The organism is Citrobacter sp. CF971 (assembly GCF_006385635.1).
Lineage (GTDB): Bacteria > Pseudomonadota > Gammaproteobacteria > Enterobacterales > Enterobacteriaceae > Citrobacter > Citrobacter freundii.
On sequence record NZ_CP041051.1, the window covers coordinates 330,017 to 352,840 of the forward strand.

General features: G+C 52.3%; 21 protein-coding genes. 14 read left to right on the forward strand and 7 right to left on the reverse strand.

The features are described 5' to 3' along the window. Nucleotides 1–61: 61 nt before the first annotated feature. From yjbE to E6P06_RS05065, 4 genes are all read left to right on the forward strand, one after another. Complete coding sequence (gene yjbE, locus E6P06_RS05050; protein WP_003826562.1) at nt 62–304, forward strand: exopolysaccharide production protein YjbE; 243 nt, start codon at nt 62–64, stop codon at nt 302–304. A 119-nt stretch (nt 305–423) separates the two neighbouring features. Further along, nucleotides 424–1,062, forward strand: coding sequence for a YjbF family lipoprotein (locus E6P06_RS05055; protein ID WP_032938210.1), 639 nt, complete (start codon nt 424–426; stop codon nt 1,060–1,062). Further along, nucleotides 1,059–1,796 (forward strand): capsule biosynthesis GfcC D2 domain-containing protein, encoded by a 738-nt coding sequence (locus E6P06_RS05060; RefSeq protein WP_139934998.1) that lies wholly within the window; start codon nt 1,059–1,061, stop codon nt 1,794–1,796. The genes E6P06_RS05055 and E6P06_RS05060 overlap by 4 nt, the downstream gene beginning before the upstream one ends. Next, nucleotides 1,796–3,892, forward strand: coding sequence for a YjbH domain-containing protein (locus E6P06_RS05065; protein WP_003031671.1), 2,097 nt, complete (start codon nt 1,796–1,798; stop codon nt 3,890–3,892). The genes E6P06_RS05060 and E6P06_RS05065 overlap by 1 nt, the downstream gene beginning before the upstream one ends. 97 nt (nt 3,893–3,989) lie before the next feature. Here E6P06_RS05065 and E6P06_RS05070 read toward each other — a convergent pair whose 3' ends face one another. Beyond that, a complete protein-coding gene (locus E6P06_RS05070; RefSeq protein ID WP_139934999.1) occupies nt 3,990–4,442 on the reverse strand; it encodes an acyltransferase in 453 nt (150 codons plus the stop codon). A 138-nt stretch (nt 4,443–4,580) separates the two neighbouring features. On the opposite strand from E6P06_RS05070, the gene psiE reads away from it, so the two are divergent. Continuing rightward, on the forward strand, nt 4,581–4,991 hold the full coding sequence (gene psiE, locus E6P06_RS05075; RefSeq protein ID WP_003031674.1) for a phosphate-starvation-inducible protein PsiE: 411 nt from the start codon (nt 4,581–4,583) through the stop codon (nt 4,989–4,991). A gap of 75 nt (nt 4,992–5,066) precedes the next feature. Here psiE and nhaC read toward each other — a convergent pair whose 3' ends face one another. The 5 genes from nhaC to malE form a co-directional block, all read right to left on the reverse strand. After that, nucleotides 5,067–6,518, reverse strand: coding sequence for a Na+/H+ antiporter NhaC (gene nhaC / locus E6P06_RS05080; protein ID WP_032938203.1), 1,452 nt, complete (start codon nt 6,516–6,518; stop codon nt 5,067–5,069). Further along, complete coding sequence (locus E6P06_RS05085; RefSeq protein ID WP_032948311.1) at nt 6,511–7,689, reverse strand: MalY/PatB family protein; 1,179 nt, start codon at nt 7,687–7,689, stop codon at nt 6,511–6,513. The genes nhaC and E6P06_RS05085 overlap by 8 nt, the downstream gene beginning before the upstream one ends. A gap of 302 nt (nt 7,690–7,991) precedes the next feature. Then, complete coding sequence (gene malG, locus E6P06_RS05090) at nt 7,992–8,882, reverse strand: maltose ABC transporter permease MalG (protein ID WP_060854503.1); 891 nt, start codon at nt 8,880–8,882, stop codon at nt 7,992–7,994. A 14-nt stretch (nt 8,883–8,896) separates the two neighbouring features. Next, the gene (gene malF / locus E6P06_RS05095) at nt 8,897–10,441 is read right to left on the reverse strand and encodes a maltose ABC transporter permease MalF (protein WP_044702287.1); all 1,545 of its coding nucleotides are present in this window, start codon (nt 10,439–10,441) and stop codon (nt 8,897–8,899) included. A gap of 131 nt (nt 10,442–10,572) precedes the next feature. After that, nucleotides 10,573–11,763 carry a maltose/maltodextrin ABC transporter substrate-binding protein MalE gene (malE, locus tag E6P06_RS05100; RefSeq protein ID WP_003031680.1) on the reverse strand — a complete coding sequence of 397 codons (1,191 nt, stop codon included), beginning with the start codon at nt 11,761–11,763 and terminating at the stop codon, nt 10,573–10,575. A gap of 360 nt (nt 11,764–12,123) precedes the next feature. Between malE and malK the strand changes: the two genes are divergently transcribed. From malK to ubiA, 5 genes are all read left to right on the forward strand, one after another. Then, a complete protein-coding gene (gene malK, locus E6P06_RS05105) occupies nt 12,124–13,233 on the forward strand; it encodes a maltose/maltodextrin ABC transporter ATP-binding protein MalK (protein WP_139935000.1) in 1,110 nt (369 codons plus the stop codon). A 77-nt stretch (nt 13,234–13,310) separates the two neighbouring features. Continuing rightward, nucleotides 13,311–14,666: a maltoporin gene (locus E6P06_RS05110; protein ID WP_003031683.1), complete on the forward strand. Its 1,356-nt coding sequence runs from the start codon at nt 13,311–13,313 to the stop codon at nt 14,664–14,666. Nucleotides 14,667–14,779: 113 nt separating this feature from the next. Then, nucleotides 14,780–15,727 (forward strand): maltose operon protein MalM, encoded by a 948-nt coding sequence (gene malM, locus E6P06_RS05115; RefSeq protein WP_139935001.1) that lies wholly within the window; start codon nt 14,780–14,782, stop codon nt 15,725–15,727. 180 nt (nt 15,728–15,907) lie between these two features. Continuing rightward, nucleotides 15,908–16,405 (forward strand): chorismate lyase, encoded by a 498-nt coding sequence (gene ubiC, locus E6P06_RS05120; RefSeq protein WP_003031688.1) that lies wholly within the window; start codon nt 15,908–15,910, stop codon nt 16,403–16,405. A gap of 13 nt (nt 16,406–16,418) precedes the next feature. Then, nucleotides 16,419–17,291, forward strand: coding sequence for a 4-hydroxybenzoate octaprenyltransferase (gene ubiA / locus E6P06_RS05125; protein ID WP_016149402.1), 873 nt, complete (start codon nt 16,419–16,421; stop codon nt 17,289–17,291). 54 nt (nt 17,292–17,345) lie between these two features. Here the strand turns inward: ubiA and plsB are convergent, their stop codons facing one another. Next, nucleotides 17,346–19,766 carry a glycerol-3-phosphate 1-O-acyltransferase PlsB gene (gene plsB, locus E6P06_RS05130; RefSeq protein WP_003841366.1) on the reverse strand — a complete coding sequence of 807 codons (2,421 nt, stop codon included), beginning with the start codon at nt 19,764–19,766 and terminating at the stop codon, nt 17,346–17,348. A 171-nt stretch (nt 19,767–19,937) separates the two neighbouring features. On the opposite strand from plsB, the gene E6P06_RS05135 reads away from it, so the two are divergent. The 4 genes from E6P06_RS05135 (at nt 19,938) to E6P06_RS05150 (ending at nt 22,821) form a co-directional block, all read left to right on the forward strand. Further along, entirely contained in the window at nt 19,938–20,306 is a 369-nt protein-coding gene (locus E6P06_RS05135) for a diacylglycerol kinase (RefSeq protein WP_003826594.1), read from the forward strand. A gap of 109 nt (nt 20,307–20,415) precedes the next feature. After that, nucleotides 20,416–21,024 carry a transcriptional repressor LexA gene (gene lexA, locus E6P06_RS05140; RefSeq protein ID WP_003031703.1) on the forward strand — a complete coding sequence of 203 codons (609 nt, stop codon included), beginning with the start codon at nt 20,416–20,418 and terminating at the stop codon, nt 21,022–21,024. Between the two features lie 131 nt (nt 21,025–21,155). Continuing rightward, a complete protein-coding gene (gene dinF / locus E6P06_RS05145) occupies nt 21,156–22,475 on the forward strand; it encodes an MATE family efflux transporter DinF (RefSeq protein WP_139935002.1) in 1,320 nt (439 codons plus the stop codon). A gap of 136 nt (nt 22,476–22,611) precedes the next feature. After that, nucleotides 22,612–22,821, forward strand: a complete 210-nt coding sequence (locus E6P06_RS05150) for a CsbD family protein (protein WP_003031706.1) — start codon at nt 22,612–22,614, stop codon at nt 22,819–22,821. The last annotated feature ends 3 nt before the right edge of the window (nt 22,822–22,824 follow it).

Here is a 22,824-nt window from a genome sequence, read left to right on the forward strand (position 1 = left end):
CTCGATCTCGCCCGAAATTCTTTTGGGTAAATCTCCATTCATACAATGAAGGGAATTTGTGATGAAAAAAGTTCTGTATGGCCTTTGGGCTATATCTGCGCTTGCGGCGACCTCTGTCTATGCCGCCCCCGTTCAGGTGGGTGAGGCTGCAGGGTCGGCTGCCGCGTCGGTTTCGGCAGGAAGTTCCTCCGCAACCAGCGTGAGCACCGTAAGTTCTGCGGTGGGGGTTGCCCTGGCGGCGACCGGCGGCGGCGATGGTTCTAATACCGGAACCACAACCACCACAACCACCAGTACCCAGTAATAAAGGTACGTTTAATTCTAACCACACTTCGGTGTGGTTATTTTGGAATTGCCAAAAGTCTGTGGGATTTGTAGGCCGGGTAAGCGTCGCGCCACCCGGCAATAATGCGGAGAAACGTCGTGAAGCGACCAGCGATCATAATGGTTTGCCTGCTACTGCAGGCGTGCTCAGCCACTACCGAAGGGCTGGGTCATTCGCTGTGGGATAGCGTGTTTGGTACTCCCGGCGTACAGATGACGGACGATGAAATTCAAAACATGCCTTACGCCAGCCAGTACATGCAGCTCAACGGCGGTCCCCAACTGTTTGTGGTACTCGCGTTTGCAGAAAACGGACAGCAGAAATGGGTGACTCAGGATCGGGCTATTCTCGTCACGCAGCATGGGCGCATTGTGAAAACGCACCTTGGCGGGGACAACCTAATCGAGGTGAATAATCTGGCGACAGACCCGCTCATCAAGCCAAATCAGATAGTCGACGGCACAACGTGGACCCGCACGATGGGCTGGACTGAACATCAGCAGGTACGCTATGCCACCGCGCGCTCGGTTTTCACATGGGATGGCGCAGACACCATCAAAGTCGGCAGCGATAACACGCCGGTACGGATCCTTGATGAAGAGGTCACCACCGATCAAACGCGCTGGCATAACCGCTACTGGGTAGACAGTGACGGCATGATTCGCCAGTCGGAACAGTATCTTGGCGCAGGTTTCTTCCCGGTGAAAACCACGCTGATTAAGGCGGCAAAACCATGATGAAACAAATGATTACTGCGCTGACATTCAGCCTGTGCGCGGCATCTGTTTTTGCTGCGGGCAGCGTAAAAGTGATTACGACAGGTAGCACAGAAGCAAAAATGCTGACCGGGGCTGAACATCTGCTCGACCTGGTTGGACAGCCGCGGTTAAGCAATAGCTGGTGGCCAGGCGCGGTTATCAGCGAAGAGCGGGCAACAACTGAGGCACAACGTCAGCAGCAGGCATTACTGGCTCGTCTGGCGACGTTGAGCGCTGAAGCAAGCGGTGAGGATGCTGGCGCTATCAACGCATTACGCCAGCAAATTCAGGCGCTGAAGGTGGCCGGTAGACAGACGATTAATCTCGACCCGGATGTAGTGCGTACCAGTGAGCCAGGCAACCCGCCGTTGCAGGGTAATTACACACTGTGGGTCGGACCGCAGCCCACGGATATCACGCTGTTGGGTTTGCTAAGCCACACAGGTAAACAGCCGTTTATACCCGGACGTGATGTTGCCAGCTATCTCGATGGGCAGCATCGGCTCAGCGGCGCGGATCGTAGCTACGCCTGGGTTGTCTATCCCGACGGACGCACACAAAAAGTACCGGTCGCCTACTGGAACAAACGTTACATTGAGCCGATGCCCGGCAGCATCATTTTTGTCGGGTTGTCGGACTCTGTCTGGAGCAGCACCCCGGATGAAATCAATGCCGACATTCTTCGCACCCTGACCCAGCGGATACCCGAATAATGAGAAAAACTTATCTGCTCAGCCTGTTGGCGCTGGGTATCAGTGCGGCCTGTCACGGTGAAACGTATCCTGCGCCGATTGGTCCTTCCCAGTCCGATTTTGGCGGCGTGGGGCTGCTGCAAACCCCAACCGCACGCATGGCGCGTGAGGGCGAAATGAGCCTTAACTACCGCGATAACGATCAGTACCGCTATTACTCTGCGTCGGTACAACTGTTCCCGTGGCTGGAAACCACGCTGCGCTACACCGATGTGCGTACTAAAAAATACAGCAGCGTCGAGTCGTTTTCTGGCGATCAGACATACAAGGATAAAGCTTTTGATCTCAAACTACGTCTGTGGGAAGAGAGCTACTGGATGCCGCAGGTGGCGGTAGGTGCGCGCGATATTGGCGGAACGGGCCTGTTCGATGCGGAGTATATTGTGGCAAACAAAGCCTGGGGACCGTTTGATTTCTCACTCGGTCTTGGCTGGGGATACCTCGGGACCAGCGGCAACGTCAGCAATCCGTTTTGCTCATACAGCGATAAATTCTGTCATCGCGATAACAGTTACAAGCAGGCGGGTTCCATTGACGGCAGCCAGATGTTCCACGGCCCGGCGTCGCTGTTTGGCGGCGTGGAATATCAGACACCCTGGCAGCCGCTGCGTCTGAAACTGGAGTATGAGGGTAATAATTACCAGCAGGATTTTGCGGGCAAGCTGGATCAGAAGAGCAAGTTTAACGTCGGCGCTATTTATCGCGTCACCGATTGGGCCGACGTTAACCTCAGCTATGAGCGCGGCAACACCTTTATGTTTGGGGTCACGCTGCGGACTAACTTTAACGATCTGCGACCAAACTATAACGATAACGCCCGTCCGAAGTATCAGCCGCAGCCGCAGGATGCGATCCTGCAACATTCGGTAGTGGCGAATCAGCTAACGCTGCTGAAATACAATGCCGGGCTGGCGGATCCTAAAATCCAGGTGCAGGGCGATACGCTGTATGTAACAGGCGAACAGGTGAAATACCGTGATTCGCGCGAGGGGATCGAGCGTGCCAACCGGATCGTGATGAACGATCTTCCTGACGGGATCCGCACGATCCGTATTACGGAAAATCGCCTTAACTTGCCGCAGGTGACGACCGAAACAGAGGTTTCCAGCCTCAAGCGCCATCTGGAAGGCGAGCCCTTGGGCCATGAGACTCAACTGGCGCAAAAACGCGTGGAGCCCGTGGTGCCGAAAACGACCGAGCAGGGCTGGTATATCGATAAGTCGCGCTTCGATTTCCATATCGATCCGGTGCTAAACCAGTCGGTGGGTGGCCCGGAAAATTTCTATATGTATCAGTTGGGCGTGATGGGTACGGCGGATTGGTGGGTGACCGATCATCTGCTGACCACCGGGAGTTTGTTCGCCAACCTCGCCAATAACTATGACAAGTTTAACTACACCAACCCGCCGCAGGATTCGCATTTGCCGCGTGTGCGTACCCATGTACGTGACTACGTGCAAAACGATGTTTACGTGAATAACCTGCAGGCCAACTACTTCCAGTCACTCGGCAACGGCTTTTACGGACAGGTGTACGGCGGCTATCTGGAGACCATGTACGGCGGCGCGGGGGCAGAAGTGCTGTATCGTCCGCTGGACAGCAACTGGGCGTTTGGTGTTGATGCCAACTACGTGAAACAGCGTGACTGGCGTAGCGCGCAGGACATGATGAAATTCACCGACTACAGCGTGAAGACCGGGCATTTGACCGCGTACTGGAATCCTTCTTTCGCCCAGGATGTGCTGGTGAAAGCCAGCGTGGGTCAGTATCTGGCCGGGGATAAGGGCGGAACGTTGGAGATCGCCAAACGCTTCGACAGCGGTGTCGTAGTGGGTGGTTATGCGACTATCACTAACGCCTCGCCGGATGAGTATGGCGAGGGTGATTTTACTAAAGGGGTGTACGTTTCCGTGCCGCTGGATCTGTTCTCGTCTGGTCCGACCCGCAGCCGTGCGGCGATTGGCTGGACGCCGTTAACACGTGATGGCGGTCAGCAGCTTGGGCGTAAGTTTGGTCTGTACGATATGACCAGCGATCGCAGCGTGAATTTTCGGTAATCGAGCCGTTTGCCAGCCGGATGGCGCTACGCTTATCCGGCCTACAAAGAGCCTGTATTGCAGGCCGGATAAGGTATTTACGCCGTCATCAGGGAAGTTACAGGCGACGCAATAATTTTGCCGGGTTTCCCGCGTACACGCCTTTCTCGGTGATTGATTTGGTCACTACGCTTCCTGCGCCGATGACCGCGCCATCGCAGACAGTGACCGCCAGAATGGTCGCCCCGCTGCCGATCGAAACATCGTCGCCAATCGTAATTCTTCCCCAACTGTTGCGGTCGGTGTTGGGTTTTCCTTCGCGGAACATATCGTTGGCGAACATCACGCCATGACCGATAAAACAGCGGGCGCCGAGGGTGACATATTCGCAGATGAAGGTGTGCGACTGAATTTTGCTGTCTGCGCCAATCTGTGTGTTGCCCTGGATTTCAACAAATGGTCCGACAAAAACGTTGTCTCCCAATGTGCAATCGTAGAGATTGGCAGGTTCATAAATCACCACGTTCTCACCGCAGGTAACGTTGCGGACAGCGGATTGTCTTAGCTGCATAATTCATCCTGTGAAATGTATCGTGGCATTCATCATTCTCCGTTGACCTTTCTTGCACAAAATATAAACAAAAAATGTAGATCTCTGTCACATTTTTGCGTTATACAGGAACCTCGCCACTGAGTAAGAGGTGCTGCTATGACGTCGCTATCTCGTCCGCGCGTGGAGTTTATCTCCACTATTTTACAGACCGTGTTGAATCTGGGACTGCTGAGTCTGGGCCTGATCCTGGTTGTATTCCTCGGGAAAGAAACGCTGCATCTGGCGGACGTGCTGTTCGCGCCGGAACAAACCAGCAAGTATGAGCTGGTGGAAGGGCTGGTGGTTTACTTCCTCTACTTTGAATTTATCGCGTTGATTGTGAAGTACTTTCAGTCAGGGTTTCACTTTCCGTTGCGCTACTTTGTCTATATCGGGATCACTGCGATTGTGCGGTTGATCATTGTCGATCATAAAGCGCCGATGGATGTGCTGATCTATTCTGCAGCGATCCTGCTGCTGGTGATCACCCTGTGGCTGTGTAATTCCAAACGGCTGAAGCGAGAGTAAAAGACAACACGCCGCAATCGGGCTGCGGCGTGTAGACGTAGTTAATTATTGGCAAATATCTTAATCAGGCTGGTACTACTTGCTTTCATTTGCTGCTTCCATCATGAGCTGTTGCTGCTTTTCTTTGGATAAGCGAGCAATGCCAAAACCAGTGAAACCCCATAACGTCGCAAAGAAAATGCCACTCCAGCAGAGAATCGCCCACGGAAGATAGCTTAATGTTGCAACACCAAGCGTACCTGCCATGTAGGCTCCCGCCGCAGTCCAGGGCAGAATCGGCTCGAATATGGTGGCAGAGTCTTCTACTGTCCTTGCCAGATTTTTTGGGTGTAGCCCACGCTCAATATAAGCGCTTCGTAGCATTTCAATCGGAATCAGGATTGAGATCTGACCATTACAGGTCACGCTAATCATTGTTAAACCACAGGCAATAGTCGCAAGAATCATGGTTCCTGTGGAATGAACTAGTTTAAGTAGGTTGTGGACAATGACTTCTAAAGCACCGCTCAGAGCCAATGTTCCCGCAAATGAAAGGGCGCAGAAACAAATCAGCAGCGTACTCATCATCGAGTTCATGCCACCACGGTTAAGCAAATTACCCAGTAGGGGATTAACATCTTTATCGGCAAGCATTGAAACGTTAAATCCGTCTACGGCGCTTTTTACAATATCGTGCAGAGTGAAACCCTGAATGACGCTGGCGTTGATCATGGCAACCAGTGCCGAAACTAACATAATTGGAATGGTTGGTTTCTTGGTAATCGAGCCGTACAGGACAATAGCAATGGGTAACAGTAACAACAAATTAAAATGGTAAATACCCTTTAATCCCTCTGTAATTAACTGAACTTTATCGGGAACGGTTGAGCCGCCGAGATCGCCATTCATACCATAGAGAGTCATGACAACAGCAGAAAGGATCAAGGAAGGAAGGGTTGTGTAAAGTAAATGAGCGATATGTTCATAGAGATCTATCTGGGCGGCCATCGCTGCCAGGTTAGTGTCACCAGAAAGGGGAGACAGTTTGTCCCCGAAGTAAGCTCCCGCCACAATAGCGCCAGCAGTTGCTGCCAGATTAGCCTCCATTCCGATGGCCACGCCCATAAACGCTACACCGACTGTGCCCGCTGAGCCCCAGGATGTTCCTGTGCACACAGAGACGACTGCAGTGACAAGCAGGGCTGTCACATAGATCATTGAAGGGTTTATCAGATTAAGGCCGTAATAAATCATCAGCGGAATAGTACCGCCTATCATCCATGTCCCAATCAGTAGGCCCACGCTGATCAAAATTAAGAGAGCGGGCATCGTTTTGGCGATTTTCTGCGAAATTGATTCAAGGATTGCGTTGTAGCCGTACCCCAAACGCTTAACCAATAGTGCCGCAATGACGGTCGAAAGGACCATTAATGGCTCAGGTGGTAGATCGAAAGCCGCATAACCAACCCCCAGCAATAAGACCATCGCCAGTATCGGTAACATTGATTCCACCAGAGTTGGTGTTCTTGGAGTATTGTTATTATTCATGGAGGGAAACTCCTTTAGTGTAGGGTATGCTCTGATAAATCCGTTCAAATGCTTCTTTAAGAATGGTTCTCGGCGTGGCAATGTTCACACGGAAAAAACCAAGTCCTTCATCGCCAAAATCTGATCCCCAACTCATCTCAACACCTGCGAGCGAAACAAACCAATGGCGTAGCTGCTCTTCGCTGATGTTCATCGCTCGGTAGTCAATCCACAACATGTAAGTTCCGCCACCAGAGGCTAAAACCCAGTCTGGAAAATGAGTCTGGCAAAAGGATTGAACCCAGCTCCTGTTTTCGGCTAAATAATCTTTTAATGCTGCTAACCAAGAATCACCATGGCGGTAAGCACAGAGAAATGCAGGAACAGAGAAATAACCAGGATTATGGATACCTGCTGCAATAAGAGCTGATTTAAACTTTTCTCGACACTTATCATTAGCAATAACAATATTGGCGATTTCAAGTCCGGCCATATTGAATGTTTTTGCCGGAGATGTACAAATAAATGAGTTTTGTGCAACGTATGAACTTATCGAAGAAATTGTTTGATGTTGTTTTTTGATGAAATTGAAGTCTGCATGAACATCATCAGAAATAATAAAAACGTTGTATTTCTCTGCTAATGAAGCTATTTTTCTTAGATTATCTTCTGACCAGATTGTTCCTGTTGGATTATGCGGCGATATTAGAATGAAACAACAAGCCGTTTTAAACTTATCTTCGAGATCCGCAAAGTCTATTTCATAGGAGCGGTCACGATAAAGCAACGCACTTTCCAGCAATACTCTATGGTTGACTTCAACTGCATGGCTAATAGGATGATAGGCTGGTGCCAGGCTGACAATAGCATCTCCCGGTTGGGTAAAATTCTGGATATATAATGAAACGGCTTGTACCACTCGTGGGCAAAAAACAATGTGTTCAGGGTTGACCTTCCACGAGTAATGGCGTTGATACCACTGTGCTGTCACTTGCTGCCAGTCATCACTTAATAATGTATAACCGTAGATACCTTTCTGATTTGCGACTGATAATTCAGAAACCATAAAATCAGCTACCGGGATATCCATATCAGCTACAGATAGAGGGATGATTTCACGCCCCTTGTTATTATATTTAGCGCTATAGGTTCCGTCGCGTGAAATAACTTTATCAAAATTATAAACTTTCATATTTGTTACTCGCCCGATTTCATCTTTAGAGTAATGTAATATTTCGAGGGTGGAAGTGTTATTCTGTATTTTGTTTTCGTCATTATGAAAATTTGCATATGTGATGCTTATCACAAAGATGTTAACTATCTGTCAATAAAAATAATCCGGCGAGTGTAAACGTTTTACATCGCTTAACCGCCTGTAATTTACATAAAAAAAGGGCGCTCCGTAGAGCGCCGAATAACAGTCACAGGTTGGGATAACATAAGTTGAGGGTTGCAGTGGCATTGCCCGTTGCCGGGCAGTTACTTCGGTAAAACTTAACCTTTCACACCACCTGCCGTCAGTCCGTTGACCAGCCAGCGCTGCGCCAGCAAGAACACCAGAGTGATCGGAATGGCTGAAAGTACAGCTGCGGCGGCAAAGTCGCCCCACAAATAGTTCTGTGGATTGAGGTACTGCTGCATACCTACCGCGAGGGTATAGCTGTTCACATCACGCAGCAGCAGTGACGCGACCGGTACTTCGGTAATAGCGGCAATGAAAGACAGAATAAACACGACCGCCAGAATCGGAACGGAAAGCGGCAGCAGCACCAGGCGGAATGCCTGCCACGGCGTCGCGCCGTCTAACGAGGCCGCTTCTTCCAGCGAACCATCGATGGTTTCGAAATAGCCCTTAATCGTCCATACATGCAGCGCAATACCGCCAAGATAGGCGAAGATCACGCCGCCGTGCGTGTTCAGGCCGATAAACGGGATGTACTGGCCCAGGCGGTCAAACAAAGCATACAACGCGACCAGAGACAGCACCGCCGGGAACATCTGGAAAATCAGCATCCCTTTAAGCAGGGTTGCTTTGCCCGGGAAACGCATACGGGCAAAGGCGTAAGCACAGGTGGTGGAAAGCGTCACGATACCGATCGCGGTAATGCTGGCCACTTTCACCGAGTTCCACAGCCATAACAATACCGGGAACGGCGGTGGCGTCACGCGGCCATCCGCGTGTTCAACGCTAAAGCCCAGCGCCAGTTTCCAGTGTTCCCAGGAGATGTTTTCCGGGATCAAACTGCCGGTAGCAAAGTTACCTTCGCGCAGCGAGATAGCGATAACCATCAGCAACGGGAACATGATCGCCGCGATGAAAATCAGCAGCAGCAGGTGCGTTGTTAAGAGACGCAGTTTCTGAGATTTGGGTTGTACCATAGCCATGTTCGTTGTCTCCCTTAATCAAACTTCATACGTGTGGCTTTCAGGTTCACAATCGCCAGCGCACCCACCAGCAGGAAGATCAGCGTGGCAATCGCCGCCGCCAGACCGAAGTCCTGACCACCGCCGCCTTCAAAGGCGATACGGTAGGTGTAGCTCACGAGCAGGTCGGTATAACCGGCTGGCGTGGTGGTGCCGAGTCGGTCCGGGCCACCGTTGGTCAACAGCTGAATCAGCACGAAGTTGTTAAAGTTAAAGGCGAAGCTGGCGATCATCAGCGGTGTCAGCGGCTTAATCAGCAGCGGTAGCGTTATCTTAAAGAAGTTCTGGAACGGACCTGCACCATCCATCGCCGAGGCTTCATACAGATCGTCAGGAATCGCTTTCAGCAGACCCATGCACAGGATCATCATGTATGGATAACCGAGCCAGGTGTTGACGATAATAATCATCGAACGCGCGGTGGTTGGGTCGCTGAACCAGGCCGGTTTGATGCCAAACAGTGCGCTCAGCATCATGTTGATTTCACCAAAGCTCTGGTTGAATAAGCCCTTAAAAATCAGAATCGAGATAAACGACGGTACGGCATACGGAAGAATCAACAGGACACGGTAAATCGCTTTGCCTTTGAGAGACTCCCACTGTACGAGACAGGCCAGCACCATCCCCACAGCAACGGTGAGGATCACGGTCAGAACGGAGAAGACCACCGTCCAGACAAAGATGGCGAAGAACGGTTTCTGGATGCCTTCGTCGGTAAACACGCGAGTGAAGTTATCCCAGCCGATGGCAACGGTATAGCCTGGACTGAGTTTTTCGCTACCCCAGCTACCGTCAGCGTTAATCGCCTGATAATAACCAATATCGTTATTGGCGCGGTATTTTACGCCGCTCTGGTTGTTGGTGAGCGTACCGTCATCAGCGAGCGTATAAAGTGGCTGCGTGCCGGAGAACTGGCGCAACGAGCTCATAATCACTTTGCTTTCATCCGGCAGGATGGCGGTCAGTTGGTTCAGCGCCTGGCGATTCTGCGTGATGATGCGCAGCGTCCCACGCTCGCCCGCTGGCAAAGCATCCGTTTCTTTCAGTTGCAGTTTCTGTTCGCCGCCAAATTTGAAGGCGTCGGAAACATAATTCTTGCCGGTTTCACCGTCGGTGAGAGCCAATTGCCACTCATCACCCGCCGGATACAGGCCAAAGTTGTAGGTTTTCCCAGCCTGATACGAACGATCCATCAGGACTTCCTGAGCACGTTCAAAGGTCAGTTGGTTAGTACTGCTGTAGTTGGTAAAGGCAATGGCGATCGTACAAATCAGCGGAAACAGGACAAACAGCCCCATACCGGCAACGCCCGGGTAAACATAGCGCCAGGCATAGGCTTTACGGTTAGCGAAAATATACAGGCCAGCAGAGCTTAAAATCAGCGTCATGATGGCAAACAGGTACTCCCCCTGAGCGTACATCAAAACAACAAGGTAACCGACCAGCAGCCCAAGCAGACCCATCACTGACCATTTCAGCGTGTCGCTTTGCCACCAGTGTTTCTTTTTAATGACATCCATGGGGTTCAATCCTCAACAACAATGAAAACCTGTTGGTCAGCGTGCCTGATGGCGCTGCGCTTATCAGGCCTACGGTGTGTTGTAGGCCGGATAAGGCATTTATGCCGCCATCCGGCACGTGTGCTACAGCATTACTTGGTGATACGACCTTGTGCATCTTTCAGCGCGGCATCGACGGTCTGACGGCCGCTGGCTGCGTTGATCACTGCGGTACGAACGGCATACCAGAATGCGGACATCTGTGGGATGTTCGGCATGATTTCGCCTTTCTGGGCGTTATCCATGGTGGCGGCGATGCGTGGGTCTTTTGCTAACTGATCCTGGAAGGATTTCAGCGCAACGGCGCCCAGCGGCTTGTCCTTGTTCACTTCATCCAGACCCTGATCGGTCAGCAGGTAGTTTTCGAGGAACTCTTTCGCCAGTTCTTTGTTCGGGCTGGCGGCGTTGATACCGGCGCTCAGAACGCCAACAAATGGTTTAGACGCTTTACCTTTGAAGGTTGGCAGCAGCGTGACGCCGTAGTTGATTTTGCTCTTGTCGATATTGGACCACGCCCACGGACCGTTGATGGTCATCGCGGTATCGCCCTTGTTAAAGGCCGCTTCGGCGATGGAGTAATCGGTATCCGCGTTCATGTGTTTGTTCTTGATCAGGTCAACCAGGAAGGTCAGACCCGCTTTCGCGCCGGCGTTATCCACGCCCACGTCTTTCACATCGTACTTGCCGTTTTCAAACTTGAATGCGTAACCGCCGTCGGCGGCAATCAGCGGCCAGGTGAAGTACGGCTCTTGCAGGTTGAACATCAGCGCGGATTTACCTTTCGCCTTCAGCTCTTTATCCAGTGCAGGAATTTCTTCCCAGGTTTTCGGTGGGTTTGGCACGAGGTCTTTGTTGTAAATCAGCGACAGCGCTTCAACCGCGATCGGGTAGGCAATCAGTTTGCCGTTATAGCGTACGGCATCCCAGGTGAACGGATAGAGTTTGTCCTGGAACGCTTTGTCAGGCGTGATTTCAGCCAGCAGGCCAGACTGAGCGTAACCGCCAAAACGGTCATGAGCCCAGAAGATGATGTCCGGGCCGTCGCCGGTCGCGGCAACCTGCGGGAATTTCTCTTCCAGTTTGTCCGGGTGCTCAATAGTGACTTTGATCCCGGTGTCTTTCTCGAATTTTTTGCCCACTTCAGCGAGGCCGTTATAGCCTTTGTCGCCGTTAATCCAGATAACCAGCTTACCTTCTTCAATCTTGGCGAGAGCCGAGGCGGAAAACATCATCGTCGTTAATGCAGACAATGCGAGGATGCGTGCGCCAGTTTTGATTTTCATAGTTCCCATCCTGTTTGGTGATTTTGCAGAGGTGGCTTAACGGTTACTAGTTTCTTTATACGACAACCTCTTTCCATCCTCCTTACCCCTACGCCCCACCCGCTCTTTATGTGATCTGTGTTACATAAATGTGAGTATTGCGTACTGGCGCACATAAAAACCCACCGATTTTTGCAGGCTGCATCACGAAATTCCTCTGCGGCGGGTAGCCTGGGTCTCAGACGCTGCTCTCTCATCCTCCCGCCTCCTCCCCCATAAAAAAGCCGGGGGGTGGAGGATTCACGCAGTCAAGTGATCGCGCATAGTCAGCCCATCATGAATGTTGCTGTCGATGACAGGTTGTAACGAAGGGAGAAGGGCATGGCGAGCGTACAGCTGCGAAATGTAACAAAAGCCTGGGGTGACGTGGTGGTATCGAAAGATATCAATCTCGACATTCACGAAGGGGAATTCGTGGTGTTTGTCGGACCGTCAGGCTGCGGTAAGTCGACCTTGCTGCGTATGATCGCCGGGCTTGAAACCATCACCAGTGGTGACTTGTTTATCGGGGAGACCCGGATGAACGACATTCCGCCCGCCGAACGCGGTGTGGGTATGGTCTTTCAGTCCTACGCGTTATACCCCCATTTATCTGTCGCGGAAAACATGTCATTCGGCCTCAAACTGGCCGGGGCGAAAAAAGAGGTGATGAACCAACGTGTGAACCAGGTTGCGGAAGTTCTGCAACTGGCACACCTGCTGGAGCGTAAACCAAAAGCGCTTTCCGGCGGACAACGTCAGCGTGTGGCGATTGGCCGTACGCTGGTCGCCGAACCGCGTGTATTCCTGCTGGACGAACCGCTGTCAAACCTCGACGCCGCGCTGCGCGTCCAGATGCGTATTGAAATCTCCCGCCTGCATAAACGTCTTGGTCGCACGATGATTTACGTCACCCACGATCAGGTCGAAGCGATGACCCTGGCTGACAAAATTGTGGTGCTGGATGCCGGTCGCGTAGCGCAGGTCGGTAAACCGCTGAAGCTATACCACTACCCGGCTGACCGCTTTGTTGCCGGGTTTATTGGCTCGCCGAAGATGAACTTCCTGCCGGTGAAAGTCACCGGGACGGCCATCGATCAGGTGCAGGTTGAACTGCCTAACCGCCAGCAAATATGGCTCCCGGTAGACAGCCATGCGGTGCAGGTTGGTGCCAACATGTCTTTAGGTATCCGCCCGGAACATCTGCTGCCCAGCGATATCGCCGATGTCACCCTCGAAGGTGAAGTGCAGGTGGTCGAGCAGCTTGGTCACGAAACACAAATTCATATCCAGATCCCCGCCATCCGTCAAAACCTGGTTTACCGCCAGAACGACGTGGTGTTGGTAGAAGAGGGTGCCACATTCGCTATCGGCCTGCCGCCAGAGCGTTGCCATCTGTTCCGTGAGGATGGCAGTGCATGTCGTCGGTTGCATCAAGAGCCGGGTGTTTAAGGTATCCCATTAAAAAAAGCGCAAAACCGTCAAGGTGAAGCGTTTAAAGAAAAGCAATGATCTCAGGAGATAGAACGATGATTACTCTGCGCAAACTCCCTCTGGCGGTTGCTGTGGCGGCAGGCATTATGTCTGTTCAGGCAATGGCTGTGGATTTCCATGGCTATGCACGTTCCGGTATTGGCTGGACGGGTAGCGGCGGTGAACAACAGTGTTTCCAGGCAACCGGCGCCCAAAGTAAATACCGTCTTGGTAACGAATGTGAAACCTATGCGGAAATTAAATTAGGTCAGGAAGTGTGGAAAGAGGGCGATAAGAGCTTCTACTTCGACACTAACGTTGCCTATTCCGTCGCACAGCAGAATGACTGGGAAGGGACTGACCCGGCCTTCCGTGAAGCCAACGTGCAGGGTAAAAACCTGATTGAATGGCTGCCAGGCTCCACTATCTGGGCAGGTAAGCGCTTCTATCAGCGTCATGATGTTCACATGATCGACTTCTACTACTGGGATATTTCAGGTCCTGGTGCTGGTATTGAAAACATCGATCTGGGCTTCGGTAAACTGTCTCTGGCCGCGAGCCGTTCACAGGAAGCGGGTGGTTCATATGCTTTCAGCAGCCAGAATATCTATGATCGTACCAAAGACACCGCCAACGACGTATTTGACGTTCGTTTAGCACAGTTGGCAACTAACCCGGATGGGATGTTGGAATTGGGCGTTGACTATGGCCGTGCGAATACCACCGATGATTACCACCTGGCAGACGGCGCATCTAAAGATGGTTGGATGTTCACCGCTGAACATACCCAGAGCATGCTGAAGGGCTACAACAAGTTTGTTGTTCAGTACGCGACAGATTCTATGACCACTCAGGGTAAAGGTCTGAACCAAGGGTCTTACGGTTCATCCTCCTTCACCGTTACTAACCCAGACGGTAGTAAAACGAATTACGCCAATAACGTTATTAATAACAACGGTAGCCTGTTCCGCGTACTTGACCACGGTGCAATCTCCCTGGGCGACAAATGGGATCTGATGTACGTCGGTATGTACCAGAACCTCGATATGGATAACGACCTGGGGACCGAATGGTACACCGTCGGTATTCGTCCGATGTACAAATGGACACCGATCATGAGCACCCTGCTGGAAGTCGGTTACGACAACGTCAAATCTCAGCAAACTGGCGATCGCAACAGCCAGTACAAAATCACCCTGGCGCAACAGTGGCAGGCTGGCGACAGCATCTGGTCCCGCCCGGCAATTCGTGTCTTTGCAACCTATGCCAAATGGGATGAAGAGTGGGGCTACGTTAAAAATGGTAACGACGTAACCAAATACGCCGCTGCAACCAACTCTGGTATCAGCACAACCAGCCGTGGCGACAGCGATGAGTGGTCCTTCGGTGCCCAGATGGAAATCTGGTGGTAATTCAGCACTAACCTGACGTAGAGACCGAAAGAGGGGCGCCAGCCCCTCTTGATTACGGTTTAGCGCGCTATTGCCTGGCCACCGCTGAACCCATGCTATCTGAGGTGATAACAATGAAAATGAAGAAAAGTCTCGTTGCCCTTTGTTTATCTGCAGGGTTATTTGCCAGCGCGCCTGGCATCAGCCTGGCCGATGTAAATATTGTTCCGCAGAACACCACCGCGGCTCCAACTATTCCCACTGCTGCGCTACAACAGTTAACCTGGACGCCGGTTGATCAATCCAAAACCCAGGCGACACAACTCGCGGCAGCGGGTCAGCGTCTGGATGTTGCTGGTATTACTGGCCCAGTCGCCGCGTACAGCGTCCCCGCGAATATTGGTGAGTTAACTCTGACGCTGACCAGTGAAGTCAACAAACAAACCAGTGTATTTGCACCAAACGTTTTAATTCTTGATCAGAACATGACGCCATCTGCGTTCTTCCCCAGCAGCTATTTCACCTACCAGGAACCCGGCGTGATGAGTGCCGATCGTCTGGAAGGCGTAATGCGTTTGACGCCAGCGCTGGGCCAGCAAAAGCTCTATGTTCTGGTCTTTACCACAGATAAAGATCTCCAGCAGACCACGACCCTGCTTGACCCGGCAAAAGCCTATGCCAAGGGGGTAGGTAACGCTGTTCCGGATATCCCTGACCCGATCGCCCGTCATACCACCGACGGTCTGCTGAAGCTGAAAGTCAAAACCAGTTCCTCCTCCAGCGTGCTGGTAGGGCCGCTGTTTGGCTCATCCGGCCCTGGCCCTGTCACGGTGGGTAATACCGCAGCGCCTGCAGTTACTTATGCGGCTCCGGTGGCAGCCGTTGCCGCTCCAGCGCCACAACCGGTGAAGAAAAGTGAGCCGATGTTAAATGACACGGAAAGTTATTTTAACCAGGGCATTAAGGATGCCGTGGCGAAAGGCGATGTCGATAAAGCGCTGAAGCTGCTTGATGAAGCTGAACGTCTGGGATCCAAATCTGCCCGATCCACCTTTATCAGCAGTGTAAAAGGCAAGGGGTAAACGTCTCCCCGCAGTGCTGATTTTGCAACAACTGGTGCGTCTCCTGGCGCACCTTTTTTTATCCTTCGGTGCTAATTGTTACACTTATGTTGCTCTGACGATCACTTAATTGTGTTTGCTCACCCCGTAATGCATTTTCTGCGATACAATGCCTTCAGGTTATAAATCGGAGAGTAAGGCATGCCACACCCTGCGTTAACGCAACTGCGTGCGCTGCGTTATTTTGATGCGATCCCGGCGCTGGACCCCCAACTGCTCGACTGGTTGTTACTGGAAGATTCCATGACCAAACGTTTTGAGCAGCAGGGGAAAAAGGTCACCGTAACGTTGATTCGCGAAGAATTCGTTGGGCAAAATGAGGTGGCTGAAGAACTGACGCTGCTGCCTAAAGAGTCTCGCTATTGGTTACGTGAAATCCTGTTATGTGCGGATGGTGAACCCTGGCTTGCCGGACGGACCGTGGTGCCTGAATCAACCTTGTGCGGCCCTGAACTGGCCTTACAGAACCTGGGGAAAACCCCGCTCGGACGCTACCTGTTTACGTCATCGACATTGACCCGAGATTTTATTGAGATTGGCCGCGATGCAGCGCTATGGGGGCGTCGTTCCCGCCTACGGCTGAGCGGTAAGCCGCTGATGCTTACCGAGCTTTTTCTGCCTGCATCGCCGTTGTACTGAGAGGAAGATAAAGATGGAGTGGAGTCTGACGCAGAATAAGCTGCTGGCGTTTCACCGCTTGATGCGTACGGATAAGCCGATCGGCGCCTTACTGCTGCTCTGGCCAACGCTATGGGCATTGTGGGTGGCGACCCCAGGCATGCCGCAACTGTGGATCCTAGCGGTATTTGTCGCCGGCGTTTGGTTAATGCGCGCCGCTGGATGTGTGGTAAATGATTATGCCGACAGGAAGTTTGACGGACACGTTAAACGCACCGCGAATCGACCGCTGCCGAGCGGTGCTGTCACCGAAAAAGAAGCCCGAACGCTGTTCGTCGTATTGGTGTTGCTCGCCTTCCTGCTGGTTTTGACGCTCAACACGATGACCATTTTGTTGTCCGTTGCGGCCCTAGCGCTGGCGTGGGTCTATCCCTTCATGAAACGCTACACGCATCTGCCGCAGGTGGTGCTGGGCGCGGCGTTTGGCTGGTCTATACCGATGGCGTTTGCCGCCGTGAGCGAGTCTGTACCACTGAGCTGCTGGCTGATGTTCCTCGCCAATATTCTCTGGGCGGTGGCCTATGACACACAGTATGCGATGGTTGATAGGGATGATGACCTGAAGATTGGCATTAAATCGACCGCAATCCTGTTCGGTCAGAACGACAAACTCATTATTGGTATTCTGCAGGTCGGTGTACTGGTGCTGATGGCGCTGGTTGGGTGGCTGAACGGGCTGGGACCGGGCTATTACTGGTCTCTGCTGGTGGCGGGTGCGCTGTTTGTGTATCAGCAGAAGCTGATCGTTAATCGTGAGCGTGATGCCTGTTTTAAAGCGTTTATGAACAATAACTATGTAGGCCTGGTACTGTTCTTAGGACTGGCGATGAGCTACTGGCACTTTTGAGTTTGGCTTAGCCTGCAAAATAAAAACCGGTCATTTCGACCGGTTTTTTTATGCTTACTCGCCCTGTGTGGCGCTCTCGATGGTCAGACGGACATCCGACGTCACCAGTTCGGCCAGCATCTGATAGATCTTCATCGTCTCTTCCGGCTCGGCATCCCCGGTGTCGCTGATGAATCCCTCGTCACGCAGCGTCAGCACCAGAGAGCTGAACACCGCTTTATCGAAGAATTCCGGCGCGTTAATGCCGTGCAGCACTGAGAGGCGTTGTGCCACGGTGCGGCTCTCTTTCTCCAGCGTGCCACGGTTGATCGACGGGTTGGCGCTAAGTAGCCAGAAGGTGATAGCGTAGCGTTGCAACGTCTCGCGAGCACCCGCAGCCAACAGCTGGAGCGTACGGGAGCGGGCCGGATTAATATGCAGCTCGCCATCCTGCAGAGTGATCAATCCCTGGCGCTGCATTTCGCTGGCCAGTTCGTCAATCACTCCGGCAAGCTCATCGCGCTCCCAGCGCAGGAACAACTCCGCTTTCAGCATCGGGTACAACGCATCAATATGCTGCTGTAGCGCGACGCGTGAAATACGACGGTGCTGAGTCACAATGGCTGCCATCAACGAAGGCAGAACCAGCATGTGCGCAATGTTGTTGCGGTAGTACGTCATCAATACGGCCTGCTCGCGCGGCAGAATGATGATGTCACCGATAGTGTCTTTCTCGACCTCAAACTTGTTCATCTGCAAGGCATGGTCGATCAATTCACTGGCGCTCTGCGCAGGAACGGTTGAGTCCGCCGCGTACGGCACATTGCGCAGCAGGCTCAGGTAGCAGTCGAGCTGCTCGGTTAACTGTTCACGGGTCAGAGAGCGCTGGCGGGAAGCCAACAGCGCGGTACAACACAGGTTCATGGCGTTGGCCGCGCCGGCGTTGTTGATGCGCACCATCAGATCGGCAGCAATGTTATTCACCGTCGGCGTCAGCCAGGCCGGACGGATAGACTCGATAGGATCGATAGATTCACGCCACTCCGGCACATGCTGATTGAGATAAGTCATCAATGGCATTGGTTCACCAAAGTTGACGTAGCCCTGACCCAGGTTGCGCAGCTTGCTTAAGCCACGCAGCATTTGTGGCAGACTTTCTTTCTCTTTCGTCGCGCCACGCAGCTCTTTTGCGTAGGTGCCCACTTCCATTACGTGCTCGTAGCCGATGTAGATCGGTACGAGAGTAATAGGACGCGTACCGCCGCGCAGCATCGCCTGAATAGTCATCGACAGGGTGCCGGTTTTCGGGTCGAGCAAACGACCAGTACGTGAACGTCCACCCTCGACAAAGTACTCAACCGAGTAGCCGCGGCTGAACAATTCGCCCAGGTATTCGCGGAATACGGTTGAGTAGAGCTTGTTGCCCTTGAAGGTACGACGAATAAAGAATGCGCCCAGACGACGGAAAATCGGACCCGCTGGCCAGAAATTCAGGTTGATACCGGCTGCGATGTGCGGCGGGACCAGACCCTGGTGGTACAGAACGTACGACAGCAGCATATAGTCCATATGGCTGCGGTGGCACGGAACGTACACGATTTCATGCCCATCGTGCGCCAACTGGCGTACACGTTCAGCATTGTGAACGTTAATCCCCTGATACAGACGGTTCCAGGTAAAGCCCAGAATACGGTCCGTCAAACGGATCATTTCGTAGGAGAAGTTGGCGGCAATCTCTTCCATCAGCGCAATGGCATTTTGCTGCGCTTTTTCGTGGGAGATTTTTTTACTGCGCGCTTCATCTTCTACCGCGCGAGCGATCGCTTTTGAAGCTAACAGTTTATTAAACAGATCCTGGCGGGCAGGGAGGCGCGGGCCGACAGCGGCCAGACGCTGGCGAGCAAAGTGCATACGCGCCACGCGTGCCAGCTTCTGGGCAATGATCTTATCCGTACCGTGTTCATCCGCCATACGACGCAGAGAGACCGACGGGGAGAAGCGGACAAAACTGTCGCGACCCAGCCAGGAAACCGCAAAGAATTTCTGTACGCCGTTTAGCATACGTAACGGCGGATTAACTTCACCTTTTTCACGCCCTGGCGCACGGCCAAACATCACCGAAACCGGCACCATCTGCACATCCAGGTCTGGATTGCTGCGATGTAAGTCGAGATAGTTATGGAACAGCTTGATGGACTCTTCTTTTGGCGTGTAATAGGTGAACACACGCGGGCCGCCGTGAATAAACACGTAGCGCGGCAGTAAAGTCCCGTCTATCTCCAGCGGTTCCAGGGGATCGGGGAGATCGTGCACCAGACATTGGGCACGCAGCGTCAGCAAGTCTGCTTTTGAATTGTACGGTAGGACGTACATAATGGGACGAGACGTATCGAGTCCCAATTCCGGGGCAGGTTCTGCCGGAATAGACTTGCTTTTTACCAGGACGCTTAATGGTAAATTCAGTAATTTGTAGTAAATTCGTGGCCAGCCGGACATAAACGATGTAAAGCCTCTGGTTAATAATGCAAATGCGCTGCAAGGATATCAGAAAGTTTAGTGAATTTCTGTGGTATCCCGTCATACTTCGCGCTGCTTTGCCACACCCTGAAACAAACGGGGTAACGTTACAATGACATTGACGCTAATAATGTAAAAAGGTTCTTTTTGATGGCCAATAATACCACTGGATTCACCCGAATTATCAAAGCTGCAGGCTATTCCTGGAAAGGTTTTCGCGCCGCATGGATCAATGAGGCGGCATTCCGCCAGGAAAGCGTTGCCGTACTGCTGGGCGTAGCTATCGCCTGCTGGCTGGACGTCGATGCGATTACTCGCGTGCTGTTGATTGGTTCCGTGATGCTGGTGATGATCGTTGAAATCCTCAACAGTGCGATTGAGGCGGTAGTTGATCGTATAGGCTCTGAGTATCACGAACTTTCCGGCCGGGCGAAAGATATGGGGTCGGCGGCGGTATTGTTGTCTATTTTTGTCGCTCTGATTACCTGGGGCATCCTGTTGTGGTCGCATTTGCGATAAGGATTCCACATCTTCATAAATCTCCTGCTTTTTGTGCAGTTTGCGGTTCCAAAATCACCTTTAGCTGTATATACTCACAGCATAACTGTATATACACCCAGGGGGCGGAATGAAAGCGTTAACGGCCAGGCAGCAAGAGGTGTTTGATCTCATTAGAGATCACATCAGCCAGACAGGTATGCCACCGACGCGTGCGGAGATCGCGCAGCGTTTGGGGTTCCGTTCCCCAAATGCCGCTGAAGAACATCTGAAAGCGCTGGCGCGTAAAGGTGTGCTGGAAATTGTCTCCGGCGCATCGCGCGGTATTAGACTGCTGCAGGAAGAAGAAGAGGGATTACCGCTTGTCGGTCGTGTGGCGGCAGGCGAGCCACTTCTGGCGCAGCAGCACATCGAAGGCCATTATCAGGTCGATCCTTCACTGTTCAAACCGAACGCCGATTTTCTGCTGCGCGTCAGCGGTATGTCGATGAAAGATATTGGTATTATGGACGGTGATTTACTCGCTGTGCATAAAACTCAGGACGTGCGTAACGGTCAGGTTGTTGTTGCCCGTATTGATGACGAAGTTACGGTTAAACGCCTGAAAAAGCAGGGAAACAAGGTTGAACTTCTGCCAGAAAATAGCGAATTTAAACCTATCGTTGTCGACCTGCGTGAGCAAAGCTTCACCATTGAAGGGCTGGCGGTAGGTGTCATTCGTAACGGTGAATGGCTCTGATTTTCTGCTGAATCTCTGTAGGCCGGATAAGACGATTACGTTGCCATCCGGCAATGTGCCCGGTAGCGCTGCGCTTGCCGGGCCTGCATCACATTGTCCAGTACGTCTAACTTCTTCTCAGGCCCTCCTGTATGCCTTTCTTTACCTCTTCTGATAAAGCACTCTGGCACCTCGCCTTACCGATGATCTTCTCCAATATCACCGTTCCCCTGCTGGGACTGGTGGACACCGCGGTGATTGGTCATCTGGATAGTCCGGTCTATCTTGGCGGTGTTGCAGTTGGTGCTACGGCAACCAGTTTTCTCTTTATGCTGCTGCTTTTTCTGCGCATGAGCACCACGGGTCTTACTGCCCAGGCATTTGGTGCGAAAAATCCACAGGCGCTGGCGCGCGCACTGTTGCAGCCGCTAATGCTGGCGCTGGGCGCGGGGTTGCTTATCGCACTGTTTCGTACGCCGATTATCGATGTCGCGCTGCATATTGTCGGGGGAAGTGAAGCGGTACTGGAACAAGCCCGGCGTTTCCTTGAAATCCGCTGGCTCAGCGCACCCGCCTCGCTGGCTAATCTGGTGCTGCTCGGCTGGCTGCTTGGCGTTCAGTATGCGCGTGCGCCGGTTATCCTGTTGATTGTTGGCAATATTCTTAACATTGTGCTCGATTTATGGCTGGTGATGGGCCTGCATATGAACGTGCAAGGTGCGGCACTGGCGACGGTGATTGCTGAATATGCCACCTTACTGATCGGCCTGATGATGGTGCGCAAAGTCCTGCATATGCGCGGAATTTCGCTGGCAATTCTGAAGCAGGCGTGGCGTGGCAACTTCCGTCGTTTGCTGGCGCTTAACCGTGACATCATGTTGCGCTCGCTGCTGCTGCAGCTCTGTTTTGGCGCTATCACGGTGCTGGGTGCACGTCTGGGAGGCGATATTATTGCGGTTAATGCCGTTCTGATGACCCTGCTAACCTTTACCGCCTACGCGCTGGATGGATTTGCCTATGCCGTGGAAGCGCATTCGGGCCAGGCCTATGGGGCGCGAGATGGTAGCCAGTTACTGGACGTCTGGCGGGCGGCCTGTCGGCAGTCCGGTATTGTGGCTATTCTGTTTTCGCTGGTTTATGCCCTGTTTGGCGAGCAGATTGTTGCGCTACTGACCTCGCTGCCGCAAATCCAACTACTGGCCGATCGCTATCTCTTCTGGCAGGTGGTGTTACCGCTGGTGGGTGTCTGGTGTTATCTGCTCGACGGAATGTTTATTGGCGCGACGCGGGCTGCAGAAATGCGCAACAGTATGGCCGTTGCCGCAGTGGGATTCGCCTTAACGCTCCTGACGTTGCCGTGGCTGGGAAATCATGGTTTGTGGCTGGCGCTAACCGTTTTCCTCGCGTTGCGTGGGCTGTCGCTGGCCTTTATCTGGCGGCGTCACTGGCGTAATGGAACCTGGTTTGCCTAATCTGGATGGTTAAAAATTCCGAATAGTAAATAAAACCCAGAATCACTGACTACACTTATTCTCACGTCCAGCAAAAACAGCATGTGTCTGGACATGGCACTCTCGCTATTCACAACCTAACGATGAGGACTTGATGATGAATAAAGACGAAGTCGGCGGCAACTGGAAGCAGTTTAAAGGTAAAGTGAAAGAGCAATGGGGCAAACTGACCGATGATGATATGACGGTCATTGAAGGTAAACGTGACCAACTGGTCGGTAAAGTCCAGGAGCGTTACGGTTACGCGAAAGATCAGGCGGAGAAAGAAGTTAACGATTGGGAAAAACGTAATGATTACCGCTGGTAATTA